Genomic DNA, 16,141 nt, shown 5'->3' with positions numbered 1-16,141 from the left:
CCCATATTCCAATTCTACCCATCAATAAAAGCTAATTAGTCATTTTCATGGAAATATTACTAAAAAAATATGACATTATTCAGAACCTTCTCTGAAAAGGGTTGTGATTTTCATCATGAGGGTATTATAACTATTAAGGTAATGTTAGTTTCATCATAAGAGCAATTAGCATTTAGGGGGATTTGATTCATGTCAGCAACAGAAAGGCAAAAAATTGTAGATAGTGTCCCACCAACAGGATTTTTCGGACATCCAAAGGGACTCTTCACACTCTTCTTCACTGAATTTTGGGAACGTTTCTCCTATTATGGGATGAGAGCAATCCTCGTTTACTACATGTATTATGAAGTAAGCAAAGGTGGTCTCGGATTTCCTGAAGACATGGCACTTTCAATTATGTCTATCTACGGATCACTCGTATATATGTCTGGAATTATAGGTGGATGGCTTGCGGATCGAATTTTCGGGACTTCGAAGGCCGTCTTCTACGGCGGCGTTCTAATTATGTTCGGACATATTTTACTGGCTATACCCGGGAATGCCACACTATTTTTTGCTTCGATGATTTTGATCGTACTCGGAACCGGACTTCTTAAGCCCAATGTATCAAGTATTGTAGGCGAAATTTATAGCGAAAATGATAATCGCCGCGACGCTGCATTCAGCATTTTTTATATGGGTATTAACCTCGGCGGATTCCTCTCTCCACTTGTTGTAGGCGCTGTAGGTATGAATAATTTCCATCTCGGCTTCTCGATTGCCGCAGTCGGAATGTTTATTGGATTAGTTGTTTACGTAGTCACTCGCACCAAAAACCTGGGTCTGGCAGGTACGATTGTACACAATCCGATTCCAGCTGAACAGAAGAAGAAATTATTTACTTGGATCGTCATTGGTTTAATTGTGCTTGCAGGTTTAATTACGATCGGTATTCTCACTGGTGCGCTCACCTTTTCAACATTTATTAAGATAGTTGGGGTGTTAGGACTACTTATTCCTACGATGTACTTTATTGTGATGTACCGCAGTCCCAAAACAACAGCTGTCGAGCGATCACGAATTCTCGCGTACATCCCTTTATTTATCGCGTCAATTATGTTCTGGGCGATTCAGGAACAAACTTCAACCGTTCTAGCAAGTTTTGCTGATAAGCGCACCCAATTGAATTTTGCAGGCATAACCATTTCCCCTGCTTGGTTCCAGTCGCTTAACCCGCTGTTTATTATCGCCCTTGCACCTGCATTTGCATGGCTTTGGTTAAAGCTTGGTAATCGGCAACCATCGATTCCTAAAAAGTTCTCGCTTGGTTTATTATTTGCCGGTCTGTCCTTCCTAGTGATCCTGGTGCCGGCTTACTTCGGTGGAGCTAATTCACTTGTGAATCCATTATGGCTGGTTCTCAGCTATTTTATCGTCGTAATTGGGGAGCTATGCTTGTCACCGGTTGGCCTTTCGGCAACAACTAAACTGGCACCAGCTGCTTTTACTGCTCAGATGATGAGCATGTGGTTCTTGTCCAATGCCGCTGCCCAAGCTATTAATGCTCAGATTGTGAAGTTCTATACCCCAGATACCGAAATGCTGTACTTCGGAGTTATTGGTGGAGTTGCCATTGTACTCGCGGTAATTCTCTTCCTGTTCTCTTCTAAGATTCAGAGTTTCATGAAGGGTATACGTTAAGAACACTCAAAAGGCTGCCCGAGATTCTCTCGGCAGCCTTTTTTTTGCATTCATAGAGTTATACAGCTGCCTAAACCAGAAACATAGCGACTATCGTAGTAACTATCAGCCCAATCAATACTGGTTTAACGTTTCGTCTAGCGAGCTCAAACGGACTTACGCCGCAGATCGCTGCTGCTGGAATCAATGCCCATGGGATCAATGTACCTCCGCCAACCCAAATGGCAGATACCTGACCGAGTGCAGTTAAAGTAGCTGCGTCGGAATGTGTAGCAATAGCAAACAATTTCCCGATGGACCCCGCAAGTGAGATTCCAGAGAACCCTGAACCATCAAGCCCCGTAATGGCTCCTGTTATGGTGGCAGTCACAGCACCTACAGCACTATTCAGAGGAACATTATGAGCTAGAGCAACCCCGAGATCATTTACAATCCCCTGTGAAGTATCCGGTAGGACTGTGCCAAACAATTCAGTAAAGGCCGAATCCCCCAGGTAGAAAAATGCAGCAATCGGAATCACTGGACCGAATACTTTGAAACCAAACATAAGTCCATCGATCATATACGAGGTGACTCGCTCCAGTCCTCTATTACGATGTGCGAGCAATGTTACTACGACCAAAATGAGTACAGCAGTCCCACCAACTAGGGCAGTCGCGTCTCCTCCCTGTAAATCCAGCAAGAACATGCCTGCTACATCGGCTAGAAATAGGAGTGGAATGACGATAGCCAACCATTTCTTTACTACTGGATGGATCACTGCTTGATCTTCTGCCGCGTTGTTCTCTGCAGATAACACACTCGCAATATTTTTTCCAGATATAAGTCCGTCTCGCCAAGTCCCCTTCTTCTGATCTCTTCGCATCATCCAATAAGCTGTTACCGTAGTAACTACGCCCATCACTATGACAAGTGGGATACTTGCTTCCATGACACTGCTCACTGGAAGTCCTGCAGCATCTGCCGTTAGCTTGGGTGCCCCTTGAATAATATAATCACCTGACAGCGCAATGCCATGACCGAATAGATTCATTGCCATCGCTGCTCCAAGCGCAGGCAATCCTACACGAATGGCAACGGGCAGCAACACAACACCGATCAACGCAACGGCCGGTGAAGGCCAGAAGAACCATGACGTCACCATCATAATCAGACCAATCCCCCAAAAGGCTATGAACGGTGTACGCAAAAAGCGAGTCAGCGGTGCAACCATCGTCTCGTTAATCCCAGTACGCGTTAATACTCGGCTCATGGCTACAATGATCGAAATAATCATGATCGTACCCATTAGCTCCTTGGTAGCATATACAAAAGAGTTGAATATACCTGTGACCGAGCCACTAATCGTTTCTGTCGCGAGCCAGCCTAGTACAAAGATGCCTGCAATACAGATCATCGTTGTATCCCGTCGCTTAATCAGAAGTGCCATAATGAACACGATGAATGCCAGATATACATAATGGAGCGCTGTTAATTGGATGCCCATCTCTGAACCACACCCTTCTCCTGCTTACAAGTGCTATATGTTATGCAGGGGTATAGGCTAATGTTCGGTAGAGATGGGCTCTTAAATATTTATGATTTAAATGGAAAGCGACGCTTTCGCTAATGTATCCATCACCTCGTCGCTTATAAATGGTGCGATAGACACGAGAGCTTTTATCCCTTCTTGTTCAAAAGCTCTTCTAGCGCACTCATCTAGTACCTCGTCACTTATAAACGGAGCGATAGACACGAGAGCTTTTATCCCTTCTTGTTCAAAAGCTCTTCTAGCGCACTCATCCAGTACTTCTTCACTGATAAATGGAGCGATAGACAATAATGCATTAATGCCTTCTCGTTCAAAGATACTTCTTGCACACTCATCCAGCATCTCATCGCTTATAAACGGAGCAATAGACAACAGCGCATTAATTCCTTCTCGCTCAAAGGCAACTTTTGCGCACTCATCCAGTACTTCTTCACTGATAAATGGAGCGATGGATAGCAGCTCTTGTATCGATACTGGATGCTTCACATGTTCAAATACCCCGTCCACATGTTCCGTAAGAAGAATGGGCGCAACCTCGGAAATTTCGGCTACTGAAAGCTTATTTTGCTTTAAAAATTGTTCTGTCGTATTTTCGAGTACGTTTACTACTATCTGTGTCGATTTGCTCTTTTCAAGGATTGCATCAATGCTCACATTAAAAATTTCGGCCAGCTGGGGAAGCTTAGAAACATCCGGCATAGACTCTCCTCGTTCCCAATTACTAACCGCCTGATAACTAATGCCTAGTTGATCGGCAAGCCCCATCTGAGTCATCCCTGTCTGCTTTCTTAAATCAGCGATATTCTTGCCTACCTTTAACATATCGAACACTGAAATCTCCTCCTCGTTTATGATGATTTCAGTGTATCTATTACTATTAATTTTGTATATCAAGCGTTACTTGAGTGCTTAACGAGACGCCTAGAACGCAAAAAAGCCGCCCCACGTGTAGATAGAATCTACGCATGAGACGGCTTTCTTAGTGTTGCCTATTTAGAAATTGATTATTTAGCTACGACTCCGCCATCAACAGGTAGCTCAACACCTGTAATGTAAGAAGCTTCGTCAGAAGCCAAGAACAGAACAGCTTCCGCTACTTCAGCAGCACGTCCAACACGTGGCAAGGCAGTCTGAGACATAAAGAAGCTGTGCATTCTTTCGTCATTTACGAATTCAGCGCTCATTGGTGTTTCGATAAATCCTGGGTGAACAGAGTTCACGCGAATGTTATCTTTACCAAAGTCTACAGCAGCCGCTTTACTTAGCATACGAACTGCACCTTTAGAAGCTGTATAAGCACCCGCACCGCTGCTGCCAGTCAAGCCTGCGATGGATGAAATATTAACGATGGAACCACCTTTATTGTTCTTCATTTGAGGAACAACATGCTTCATGCCGAGGAATACGCTGCTCACGTTAATGTTCATTACTTTGTTCCATTGATCAACAGTAGATTCGAGCAATTGAACTGGGAACGAGATCCCTGCATTATTTACCAGAATGTCGATTTTCCCAAACTTGCTAATTACATCTTCTACGACCTTGATCCAGTCTTCTTCGGAAGCTACATTATGTGCATAAGCTGCTGCTTGTCCACCATTGGCTTCGATTTCCTTCACAACCGCTTGTACTGCAGCTTCGTTAATATCCGTTGCTACAACTGTAGCGCCCTCTTTGGACAACAAAAGGGCTTCTTCACGTCCCATGCCACTGCCTGCACCTGTAATAATTGCTACTTTATTAGTTAGACGATTCATATTTAAGTCTCCTCTATAATCGTATTGTGATATAATAAATCGAGTGATGATAGTCACACTATCACCGTGATATTTATCATATCATTTTTACGAAATAACTACAACCACTCCTTGCTTAATCCAATAAACGGTGGATATAATACTAATAATTAAAGAACCTAATCAAAAAATGGAAGGGTCTATCCCTCATGAATCCTAAAGCACGCTATGAAAAAGAACGATCCGATGGTAAACAGCAACGATTATGTACGATTCTCGAATCAGCAGAACGAATATTTTCGCAAAAAGGTATTGAGAAGTCGACGATGCAAGATGTCGCAACTGAAGCAAATATCGGGATTGCGACGCTATTTCGATATTTTCCTAGAAAAGAAAAGCTTATCGTGGCCGTGGCCACCCGAATGCTCGAACCGATGCTCGATTATTTCAAATACGTAGCTGACTTGCCGCTTACCTGTATTGAAAAGATTGAGAAATTATTTGATTTCTTTATTCAGGATCAGAATAATTTAAGCATTATCTTTATGGTGAATTTCGAAAGCTACGCCTCACACTCAAGTGAGCCTGTTGAGGATGTTCTGAATTTCAATGCACTCAACCGTAAGATTTGGCATGAATACTCCAGAATCATTCAAAATGGGATAGAAGACGGCTCTATTCGTGCAGGTCTTCCCGTGAAAGAGACCTTAATCACGCTCATGAACAGCTTTGCTCTCTTTTCCAGAAAACTAACGATGAAGAAGAATATTCTCCTGCTGGAATCGGATTTAGACTCCGACGATCAGCTTGAGCTTCTAAAACAGATTTTTCTAGATCATTTAAAAGCCTAAAAAGCGCCAGTTTCCTTAGTAGGGAAACTTGGCGCTTTTTAAGCTGAATCGTTCGCAATACGGCTCCAGAATTGAATCTGCAGCACATCGGTATATCATTCTTGGCGATCCTATATTGCCTTCGGTTGCTAGTGAAAAGGACAGGTGGCAGCAGGTGATCGTTGATAAAGGAAACGAGGGCTGTAATCATATTCTTTCAACGTATGGTCATGCCAAATAGGTGTAGACGAGGGCGACATAGGGGGGATTAGCCATGACCAGCGTCCCGAAACCTGACGCCCATGTCCTTGCTCCTGCTCCTGGAATCGCACAAATTGATCGGCTGCCGTATGATGATCAACAATACTGACTCCTGCTTGCTTAAAGGAATGCAGCACTGCACGGTTCAGCTCAAGAAGCGCCCGATCTTTCCATAGGGTTGTGTTGCTGGAGCGATCAAGCCCCATCAGATCAGCTACAGCTGGCAGAGCGTTGTATCGTCCGGTATCCCCAAAGTTACGCGAGCCAATCTCAGTCTCCATATACCAACCATTAAAAGGAGCCGCCGTGTATAATATCCCCCCGATTTCCAGCTGCATATCTGAAATGATCGGCACCGAATACCAACGGAGCTGAAGCTCAGCAAAGGTTTCAATCTCAGGATGCGTTAATGGCACCTCCTGAATGAGGTGATGGGGAATAGGAAATAGGTGAGGCTGCCCGCTGCCAATACTGATCACCAGTGGCAACACATCATAATTACCCCCTGTTCCCTGCCAGCCTAGTTGCAGGCACACTTTCGTAAATTCATCCGATGCCGGATCACCAGCGCGTTCGCGTTCAGCATCGCCAGGGTATCCAGCGTAACGGATCAATTGATGATTCCAAATCCGAATCCTCCGAGATGGCTCTTCCCCGCTGCGAAAGACGGTGATGAGTGGACGAATACGGCCTCCGTTGTTCGCCTTCTCCAGGTGTCGCAGCAAAGCTTCAGCGACTTGCTCCTCAGTCTCTGCTTGGCGTTCATCAATAAGCTCAATGGACTGCCAAAAAAGACGGCCAATGCAGCGGCTATTGTGACGCCAAGCCATTCTTGCCCCATGAGCCAGTTCTTCCGTTGTATGTGTGTAACTCCCTGATTGATTGATTTCTTCATGTACGGCTTGGATGCGATGATCCATCTCAGCTTCAGTCTTATCTAGTTCAGCGTAACACTGTCGAATAAAAGCTTCCGCCTGCCGGGTTAACTCTTCGATGTCCTTACCATTCATATCGTTTATCTCCCATCCAAGCTCTTGCTAGAGCCTTCAATCCAGTATACCATCCACACTCCTAAGCCACATCCTTAAGGGAATAGCACACGAGAACAACCCGTGAAGCGACTAAGCTTCACGGGTTGTAGCAGGAACATTTAGCGTTCAGAACGTTTCCCTTGCTGATTCAATGAGGCAAGTCTACTCTTATCCTCAGCCAGCAGTTCTTCAGCCAACTCCACACCTTGGGGGCCTAATGAATCCCGAGCTTGCAGAATCGCCTGTTCGGTATGCGCCAGACGGTTCTCAGCCTGTGCCAAAGTCTGTTCTGTTGGATGACTAAGTGCCTGTGAGACAGAGAAATGAAGCTTACCCAAAGAATTTTTGGCTTGAGTTACATTGTCATTCGCTTGCAGACTGGAATCGGGCTGTTTCATAAATGAAATTCGCTCCCTTCTGAAATGCGCCTGTTCCCTTCTAGCATGGTTTAGGTTAAGTAACTTTATGCATTACATCTTATTGAATAATGGATTGCATAAAAGTAGTCATTTCTTTGCTGGCTTTATTCAAGCGTTCAATCACCCCGCTGAATTCGGTGACCAGTTCTGCTTGTGCGTGTGAAGAAGCGGAGATCGCTTCAATTTCTAGCTCCATCTGTTTAATGGACTTTTGAACATCGCTCAGCGATTTTTCAATATGATGGGTCGCTTCTTTGGTGTTGACAGAGAGTTTACGCACTTCTTTAGCCACAACGCCAAAACCCGCCCCCTGTTCACCTACACGTGCAGCTTCGATGGCCGCATTTAGTCCAAGCAGGTTCGTCTGCTCAGAAATCTCACGAATGAAGCCAGTAACCTTATTCACTTCTTGAGACTCCGTTACCGCTCTACGTGTATTATCTAATATTTGCTGAGAGGTGGCCGATAATTCTTCAGATTGTGCAGCTACACTCTGAACCATGTCCATTAAGTGGCTGCTTATCCCATTAATCTCGTCGGTGAAGACCTCAAGCTTATTCTCGTTCTCCAGTGTGTAGGCAATTGCAAATACCCCTACCACTTCGTTGTCTATTCCATATATAGGCACACATGTTGAAATCACAGGAGATCCATAAATTTCTGCTGGAATCCGGTTAAAACTAACCTCGCCTTTCAACCCATTTGAAAGCGTTAGGTCTTCAGGTGGGATCGGACTTCCTTTGACCAGTCCAAAATCAATGGCATCACTTGGAGAATAATACTGGAAGATTTCCCTGTCCGTAATACCGATCATAATATCTTGCGAGTGAATTTTTTTGAAGTAAGGTGCTGCGAGGACTAAGGCATCGATAATACTCATCGTTTCATCTCCCATAAATAAAATGTATATGTAAGTTTATCGACACAAAGGGTTACATAATGAATATTGTCATATTAGAGTAACAATCCTACTGTAGGATTGGTTCATGAATACTAAACCTATTAGCAGACGCCAATTTCTGAAAAAAAGTGCTCAAGTGACGCTGGGGCTGCTTGGAACAGCTGGTGCTTCCGGCATCTATTCACACTGGGTTGAGCCCTACTGGCTTGAAATTAAACATATAGATATAACACTGCCTCTACTCCCTCCGACATTCGATAGATTTCGTATCGTTCATTTCAGTGATTTACATTTAGGAGTGTATTCGAGGTCTGAAGCCTTGACGGAGTTAGTGCAGCAAATTCAACATGTTAATCCAGATCTGATTTGCTTCACCGGGGATCTATTAGATCATTCTGCCGAGTATATTTCTGACGCTATAGCCTTGTTTTCACAGCTGCGGGCACCCTTTGGACAATACGCTGTGTTAGGTAACCATGACGCTTTTGGCACTCGAAAGGCTGTAACGAAGGGGTTAGCGAAATCTGGCTTTCACGTACTTCATAATGAGCATGTTGTCTTAAAAAAAGAGGCGGAGGAGCTTTATCTAGCTGGAGTAGATGATCCATGGGTCGGCAAAGCAGATATTAATCAGGCTCTGCTTCATATCCCTGATGAGGCGTGTACCATACTTCTTGCTCATGAGCCTGATTTTGCCGATGAATATCGTGAGCTCCCCATAGATCTGCAATTGTCAGGCCATAGTCACGGAGGGCAAGTGCGACTCCCACTTGTAGGTGCTTTGTATACCCCGCCTCACGGCAGTAAATATTCAAATGGATTATACCAGCTCCCGAATAGTCGGCTTCAGGTCTATACTACACGTGGGATTGGAGTGACCCGTATGCCTATACGGTTTAATTGTCGTCCCGAGCTTACCGTAATTACTTTGAGAACCAACTATTGATTCACAGCATTTGATAACGGTTAAGAAGAATACACCCGCAGGTTAAAAAATCGTTAAAAACTTTATGTTTTTTCCCACTTAATGCAACAACACTGTAACCCCAGATGTAACCAAATCTATTAGTAGCTTATGTATAATCGTAAGAGTGATAGAGAAAAAAAACACATCAAACTACATACAAGCCCATTATTGGGAAGGAGAAATATAATCATGAATAAAACTATGAAATGGACATCTGCTATATTAGCTACTGGAGTATTACTTGGAGGTTCGGGCCTCATCGGAGCAAATTCTGTTCAAGCCGCAACTACCGGAACCAAAACGGTTAAACAAGCCGTACAACAACCCTCTGTGGTGCTTAAATATAAAGGTCAAACCTTAACGCAGCAAGCGAAAATAGTAGACGGCAACACCATGATTCCTTTAACCGTGCTACGGGACGCTTTAGGCCTTGCCATTAATTATAATTCAACCACAAAGACTTACAGTGTAGGCAGCGACTCGATGAAACTGAACATGGAGGTCTCTGACTATGGCGTCAGCACAGATTTGAACGGATATTACATTTATAGCATGACCGGAAATCATGAAGTGAAGATGATTAACAACCGCTTGTATGTTCCGTTTAAACTGTTATCTGATTATTTAGGAGTGCAAGGCGTATATAATCCTACACTGAAATCGCTTGATCTAAGTAAAAAAGTGATGAATGACATCAAAATCACCTCTGAAATCTTAGACAAGAGCAACAAGAATGCTAGTATTAAAGTACAGTATCCAAAAATTAGCGGGCTAACAGAGGAAGTTCAAACTAAGATTAATGCTACCTTCAAGAAACAGGCTGAACAGTTCGTCTCAAATAGCGAAGAGCAAGCTAGCCGTAGAGATGGCACTGTAGAGAATAAATATGACTTCTCTCAAACTTATGTTGTCTCCTTTAACCGAGAAGGTGTGCTTAGTATTGTGACTGATCAATACGAGTATACCGGTGGAGCACACGGCGGCACTGTGCGCGAGGGACATACCTTCTCGCTGAAGGATGGTAAGCAAATAGAACTGAAAGACCTGCTTAAGGCAGAACCAAACTACAAACAAAAACTAGATAAAATGTTGAAGGAAAGCACCAAGGAGCTAGCTTTTCCGGATGCACCTGGTGGACTAACAGAAAAACCAAACTTCTTCGTTTCTGAGAGCGGTATTGTAATCTTCTACCAACAATATGAACTTGCTCCTTATGCAGCTGGAATTCCTACGTACACATTTAATTTCAGTTCAATACTACCTAAGGGTACTAACCCTTTTGCCGCCTTCAAATAAGTCTTAACTCATAAAAAGAGCGTCCCAGTCTTAATGACTGAGACGCTCTTTTTGATCTAACTATTATGCTTCTAAACTGCCGGCTGGACCGAAGAATTCAAAATGAATTCTCTCATCAGGTACCTTCCATTCCTTAAGGGCCTTATAGATTGCCTTCATAAAAGGGGTAGGTCCACAGAAATAGAATTCAGAGTTTACGTCTGCCACCTCTTGCAGCCAAGATAAATCAATATAACCGGATTTATTGAACGTATCTCCTTTAACTGGAGATTCATAACATACATAGGAGCGTAAAGCAGGATGAGATTGGTCTAACTCCGCCAACCTATCTTTCATAGCATGCAAGCTTCCATTGATGGCTGCATGAATATATGTTACCTTGCGTTCTGGCTGTGCAGTAATTATTGTCTCCAGCATACTTACCATTGGAGTTAACCCCACACCCCCACTGATTAGAACCACCGGAATATCACTACTCTGATCCAGTACGAAATCACCAGCTGGGGAGCCCACTTCCAATTTAGATCCCACTTGGATGACATCATGCAGATAAGTGGATACGACACCTGCCGGTTTATCGATCCCTTCGCCTTCCCGTTTAACTGTGATACGGTAATAAGGATTTCCTGGCGCACTGGACAAGCTGTAATGGCGAACATGGGTGTATTCCTCGCCAGCTGGCTGAACACGAACCGTGATGTACTGACCCGGCAAGTATGAAGCTATTTCCCCTCCATCCTCTGGAGAGAGGTAGAAGGAAGTAATAAGCTCGCTTTCTTTAACCTTCTTAGTCACAACAAAATTTCTAAATCCACTCCAACCACCCGGAGCTTCGGCAGCTTCACGATACTTCTCTTCTTCGACACCAATAAAAGCATCTGCGATCACACCATACGCCTTGGCCCATGCACCTATAATTTCCGGCGTTGCCGCATCGCCAAGCACTTGCCCAATCGCAGCTAACAGGGTCTCGCCCACGATAGGATAATGCTCAGGCAATACACCTAGTGCTCGATGCTTCTCTGCAATCTGCTTTACCACAGGCAAAATATTTCCTAGCTGATCAATATTAACGGCCGCTGCAAGTACTGCGTTAGCAAGTGCTGTCTGCTGTTTCCCTTGCCGCTGGTTGGCATGATTAAATATATTTAATAGCTCTGGATGATTTTCAAATAACATGCCATAGAAGACAGTAGTAATGGTTGTTCCATGAACCTGTAATACCGGTACCGTTGATTTTATGATATCAATCGTCTGCTGATCTAACATATAAATAACCCCTCTTCTACAGTGAAATAATTACCTTATAAAAAGCATATAGATGCTGCATATGGGAGAGTGTGCGTTGAATCACATTAAAAATTAATAAAACGTGAACGAAATATAAATTGCAATGATATCAATCACACTTTAACCCCTGATCCAAAAAAAAGCTGTCCAAGCAGCCTTTATAGCTACTGAACAGCTCTTCCGCTTTATTTTGACAATTCTACAAAGCCTTCTCCGAACACATCTCTTACATCGTGGATGGTGATAAAAGCCTCTTTATCAATCGATCTCACGATTTTCTTGAGCATGGTCACTTCCTGTTTGCTAATGACAATATAAAGAAGCTCTTTGGGTGTTTTACTATAGTACCCTCGGCCATAAATTACTGTGACACCTCTATCCATAATTCCATTGACTTGCTCAGCAATTTTGTCCTGTTCCGTGGATACAATTGTAACTGCCTTCTTAGGATTCACTCCCTCAATAATGAAGTCCATCACCTTAGTCGCTATATAGAGCATCACGATCGTAAACATCAGACTTTGAACACCAATAATGAAATACGAAGCGAACACCACTACTAAATCGACAAGCAGAAGAGCGTAGCTAACGTTCCAGTCCAAAAATTTATGCAGGATTCTGGCGATAATAGTTGACCCTGCGGTCGTCCCACCCACTCGTATAATCAGTCCGATACCCACACCAGACAAGATGCCTCCAAATATTGCATTGATGATCAACTCATCGCTAGCAATATGCCAATTCTTCGTAAGAATCAGGAACAACGAATTAAAAAATACCGCAATAATCGTGTATACCGTTGTAGTTTTGTCTAGAAATTTGTAACCCATTATTAATAATAAAGCATTAAGAATCAAGCTAACAATACCTGGCGACCACTGATACAAATAGTATGTAATCATAGTCAGCCCCGTTACCCCACCTTCACCGAACTCATTCGGAATAACAAACAAGTTAACGGCCAAGGAGAACAGCAATGCTCCTACAATGATGGAAACAATATCCGAAATACGCTTTTTCATAACATGCCCCTTCTACCCTATGTCTATAACCTACATCCACAAATACTAACACCGCTTCGATATAGTTGTAAACAATCCAGAAGAAACCGAGAGTCTATATATGGCGTAACCGACTACCCCACCGCTAGTGTTTAAGATAAGATCATCCACATCAAAGGTACCGATATACAATACTAATTGTGTAACTTCAAAGCTCAGACTAAGCGCAAGAGAGAGCATGAAGACTTTTTGGAATAACCTTACTTTTTGTGAGAGCAGCATAGGGACAATCATTCCAAACGGAATAAATGCCAGAAGATTGCCCACCAAATTAAGTGATGAAAAAGGATCTGACAGCGACAGATGCTCTAACCCACGCGAGATCTCTTTAAAGGGTACATAGTTACCCTGTCGATTAAACATTCTGTCGGAATGCTCAAGCATACGCCCCACTTGTTCCCAAAGTGATTGTATGCTAACAGGGGCACCTTTAAATAAAATGATACGGATCAAAAAATACATATAGACGATGAATACGGCTGCCAGCAAAAACTTCATAGTAGACTTGTTTTTAGGTTCTGTACTCATTAGAATGTAGTCACAATTAAGCCATCCATATTATCACCCGACGTCTTATATTGCCCTTTCTTTGGAATCTTAATACTTGTATAGCCGGATACCGGATAATAGCTTACAGTATATGTTTTACCGTCTACAACCGTTGAAATATCGCTATTCTCCTTCAAGAGATCTAAATATTGTTCCAGCACAATCCCCTTCTCTTGAATGATCGCACTGTGGGGCAACCCGACATATCGGAAATGCCAAGGTTCATATTTAATCCCTGTAATCTCAGTTTTATTTTTCGGATAGCGTAGAATAAAGCCGTATTTCCAAGCATTTTTTTCTAGCCACTTTCCTTCAGGTGCTTTGCTCATTTCCGATTGAGACGATCCGATGTCCAGAGATAATCCTAAGTTATGTTCGCTATATTGTGCTGGTAAAGCATAATCAGAGCCTTTTTCCTCGTATAATTTCTCTTGCTCCTCAAAATCCCTATACCCGCTGCTAATTAAAAAATGATTCACGCCATCTTTATCAGCCGCTTTAATCATCTTATTGAATTCATGCGCCACACTTTCAGATAAACGAATAGAGTTATCCAGTAGTCCATATCCCTGAACCAGATCCGTCCGATCATATAAAGTCACAATATCAGATTTCACACTCTCCTTATGTACTGGATATTGTTTGTTCACCAGTAACAAATCCCCTTGATACACCTCATCTTGCGTAACTACCTTTAAACTATCGCTATTTCTAACCGATCCGTTCCGGATCTTATCATTATTATTTAGATTACCCGTATCCGGTAAATAACGAGCTGCGCCATAACCGAGCAACAACACAACGATCACCAAAAAGCCCCACTTTTTCATCAGCAATGTCCTCCCATTTCCTTAAAGCGTTTATGCTTGATAGGAATAGAATACCGAAGACACTTTAAAGAAATAGCGGGACAATTATAAAGTTTTTCTTAAACTCAAGCTTCACAGGCTTTACCCATTAAAAGTATACCCTACGCCCCAGATCGTCTTAATGAATTTATTCTTGTTCATATCTTCGCCAAGCTTTTTGCGTAATGTACGGATATGTACCATGACCGTGTTGCCACTCTCATAATAGGCTTCTCCCCATACCTGTTGAAAAATACTTTCTGCGCTAAACACCTGCTTAGGATGACTGGCTAATAAATGCAGAATATCAAACTCTTTCGGAGTTAAGTCTATAACCTCCCCATAAAGAGTAACGGTGTGCTCATCTGGTGAAATCGTCAATCCACCCACTTCAAGAATCGACTTAAGAATGGCTGCGGGCTGACTGAATTGTATAGAGCGCCGAAGTTGAGAATTAACACGGGCGACTAATTCCATTGGATTGAACGGTTTGGTCATATAATCATCCGCACCCATGACAAGTCCCGTGATCTTATCGAGATCAGAAGTCTTCGCACTTAAAAATATAATCGGCAGATGATGCTGCTCCCGAATGTGGCGAGTTACCTCATAACCATCCAACCCTGGCATCATAATATCCAGAATCGCCAAATCTACCGTTTGGGACTCAATAGCTTGTACCGCTGCCCGCCCATCGGATGCTTTAATGATACGATACCCTTCTTTTTGCAAATGCAAGGCCACCAAATCCGCAATCTCTGCCTCATCATCCGCAATTAAAATCGTGATGCGCTTCATCTATATTTCACCCCCGTAGGTTTGTGCTATTTGATCTTCATCCATTATACCCTAAACTTAAAAACCACTCCTAGCATGAAGTGGTTTCGAAGAAAATGGATGAATAGGATTGGATAATAGTTGTACTAAGAAGGCGACATCATTACCTTTCGGCCTTTGCCAAAAGGAATGCACAGCGGCGTACCAAAGAGTGGATCAGGTGTTATTTGACATTCCATATCAAACACATCACGGATCAGCTGCTCGTTTACAATATTCTCTGGCTCCCCTTGCGCGTAAATTTGACCTTCTTTAACCGCAACGATATGATGCGCATATCTGCAAGCTAGATTAATATCATGAAGCACCATTACAATGGTCCGATTCTCCTGCTCATTAAGATCAAATAAGAGATCCAGGATATCGATCTGATGGGTCATATCCAGGTAAGTCGTAGGTTCGTCGAGCAGAATCGTCGAGGTATTCTGAGCCAGCGTCATGGCAATCCAGGCCCGTTGTCTTTGTCCCCCAGAAAGAGAGTCTATTGAACGACCTGAGAAATCGTCCATATGCGTCACTTCAAGCGCTTTTTTCACCATAGCCTCATCTTCCCGAGACCATTGCTGAAGGAAGCTTTGATATGGATAACGGCCTTGCTTTACTAGCTGCTGTACAGTTAATCCTTCTGGAGCAATTGGACCTTGAGGCAAGATCGCAAGACGTCGCGCCACTTCCTTGGCAGGCAGCTTGGCAATGTCACTCCCATCCAGAATAATGGTGCCCTCTTGAGGCTTCAATAGGCGGGCGAGAGAACGCAGCAAGGTTGACTTACCACAGCCATTACTCCCTATAAATACAGTAATTTTCCCTTTGGGAATAAGCACATCGAGATTAGAAAACACCGGCTTTTTTCCGTAGGATAACGTAAGATTATTCGCTTGGATAACGGACACGAGAGTCACTC

At 43.2% G+C, this 16,141-nt stretch carries 16 protein-coding genes; 4 read left to right on the top strand and 12 right to left on the bottom strand.

Going from position 1 to position 16,141, the window contains the following annotated elements; translation table 11 throughout:
* Positions 1–189: 189 nt before the first annotated feature.
* A complete protein-coding gene (locus tag NSS67_RS03740) occupies positions 190–1,680 on the top strand; it encodes a peptide MFS transporter (RefSeq protein ID WP_339318370.1) in 1,491 nt (496 codons plus the stop codon).
* Between the two features lie 70 nt (positions 1,681–1,750).
* Here the strand turns inward: NSS67_RS03740 and NSS67_RS03735 are convergent, their stop codons facing one another.
* From NSS67_RS03735 to NSS67_RS03725, 3 genes are all read right to left on the bottom strand, one after another.
* Complete coding sequence (locus NSS67_RS03735) at positions 1,751–3,166, bottom strand: hypothetical protein (protein WP_339318369.1); 1,416 nt, start codon at positions 3,164–3,166, stop codon at positions 1,751–1,753.
* Positions 3,167–3,262: 96 nt separating this feature from the next.
* Entirely contained in the window at positions 3,263–4,033 is a 771-nt protein-coding gene (locus NSS67_RS03730; protein ID WP_339320494.1) for a helix-turn-helix domain-containing protein, read from the bottom strand.
* Between the two features lie 182 nt (positions 4,034–4,215).
* Positions 4,216–4,968: an SDR family NAD(P)-dependent oxidoreductase gene (locus NSS67_RS03725; protein WP_339318368.1), complete on the bottom strand. Its 753-nt coding sequence runs from the start codon at positions 4,966–4,968 to the stop codon at positions 4,216–4,218.
* Between the two features lie 188 nt (positions 4,969–5,156).
* Between NSS67_RS03725 and NSS67_RS03720 the strand changes: the two genes are divergently transcribed.
* On the top strand, positions 5,157–5,798 hold the full coding sequence (locus tag NSS67_RS03720) for a helix-turn-helix domain-containing protein (protein ID WP_339318367.1): 642 nt from the start codon (positions 5,157–5,159) through the stop codon (positions 5,796–5,798).
* Positions 5,799–5,926: 128 nt separating this feature from the next.
* Here the strand turns inward: NSS67_RS03720 and NSS67_RS03715 are convergent, their stop codons facing one another.
* From NSS67_RS03715 to NSS67_RS03705, 3 genes are all read right to left on the bottom strand, one after another.
* Positions 5,927–7,048, bottom strand: coding sequence for a nitric oxide synthase oxygenase (locus tag NSS67_RS03715; protein WP_339318366.1), 1,122 nt, complete (start codon positions 7,046–7,048; stop codon positions 5,927–5,929).
* Positions 7,049–7,188: 140 nt separating this feature from the next.
* A complete protein-coding gene (locus NSS67_RS03710; protein ID WP_339318365.1) occupies positions 7,189–7,467 on the bottom strand; it encodes a hypothetical protein in 279 nt (92 codons plus the stop codon).
* 79 nt (positions 7,468–7,546) lie between these two features.
* Positions 7,547–8,368 (bottom strand): methyl-accepting chemotaxis protein, encoded by an 822-nt coding sequence (locus tag NSS67_RS03705; RefSeq protein WP_339318364.1) that lies wholly within the window; start codon positions 8,366–8,368, stop codon positions 7,547–7,549.
* A 106-nt stretch (positions 8,369–8,474) separates the two neighbouring features.
* Here NSS67_RS03705 and NSS67_RS03700 point away from each other — a divergent pair, with 106 nt between their 5' ends.
* Together NSS67_RS03700 and NSS67_RS03695 are read left to right on the top strand one after the other, a co-directional pair.
* The gene (locus tag NSS67_RS03700; RefSeq protein ID WP_339318363.1) at positions 8,475–9,335 is read left to right on the top strand and encodes a metallophosphoesterase; all 861 of its coding nucleotides are present in this window, start codon (positions 8,475–8,477) and stop codon (positions 9,333–9,335) included.
* A gap of 210 nt (positions 9,336–9,545) precedes the next feature.
* Positions 9,546–10,652, top strand: coding sequence for a DUF4163 domain-containing protein (locus NSS67_RS03695; protein WP_339318362.1), 1,107 nt, complete (start codon positions 9,546–9,548; stop codon positions 10,650–10,652).
* 63 nt (positions 10,653–10,715) lie between these two features.
* On the opposite strand, the gene hmpA is transcribed toward NSS67_RS03695, so the two are convergent.
* The 6 genes from hmpA to NSS67_RS03665 form a co-directional block, all read right to left on the bottom strand.
* On the bottom strand, positions 10,716–11,921 hold the full coding sequence (gene hmpA, locus NSS67_RS03690; protein WP_339318361.1) for an NO-inducible flavohemoprotein: 1,206 nt from the start codon (positions 11,919–11,921) through the stop codon (positions 10,716–10,718).
* A 206-nt stretch (positions 11,922–12,127) separates the two neighbouring features.
* Entirely contained in the window at positions 12,128–12,964 is an 837-nt protein-coding gene (locus NSS67_RS03685; RefSeq protein WP_339318360.1) for a YitT family protein, read from the bottom strand.
* 45 nt (positions 12,965–13,009) lie between these two features.
* A complete protein-coding gene (locus tag NSS67_RS03680) occupies positions 13,010–13,501 on the bottom strand; it encodes a VanZ family protein (protein ID WP_339318359.1) in 492 nt (163 codons plus the stop codon).
* Between the two features lie 29 nt (positions 13,502–13,530).
* Complete coding sequence (locus NSS67_RS03675) at positions 13,531–14,382, bottom strand: M15 family metallopeptidase (RefSeq protein WP_339318358.1); 852 nt, start codon at positions 14,380–14,382, stop codon at positions 13,531–13,533.
* Between the two features lie 120 nt (positions 14,383–14,502).
* A complete protein-coding gene (locus tag NSS67_RS03670) occupies positions 14,503–15,198 on the bottom strand; it encodes a response regulator transcription factor (RefSeq protein ID WP_339318357.1) in 696 nt (231 codons plus the stop codon).
* Positions 15,199–15,323: 125 nt separating this feature from the next.
* Positions 15,324–16,130, bottom strand: a complete 807-nt coding sequence (locus NSS67_RS03665; protein ID WP_339318356.1) for an ABC transporter ATP-binding protein — start codon at positions 16,128–16,130, stop codon at positions 15,324–15,326.
* Positions 16,131–16,141 lie beyond the last annotated feature (11 nt).

It is taken from the genome of Paenibacillus sp. FSL R10-2734 (assembly GCF_037963865.1).
GTDB lineage: Bacteria > Bacillota > Bacilli > Paenibacillales > Paenibacillaceae > Paenibacillus_AQ.
Note: the sequence above shows the minus strand (reverse complement) of the source record. Positions and strands in the feature narration are given on the sequence as shown.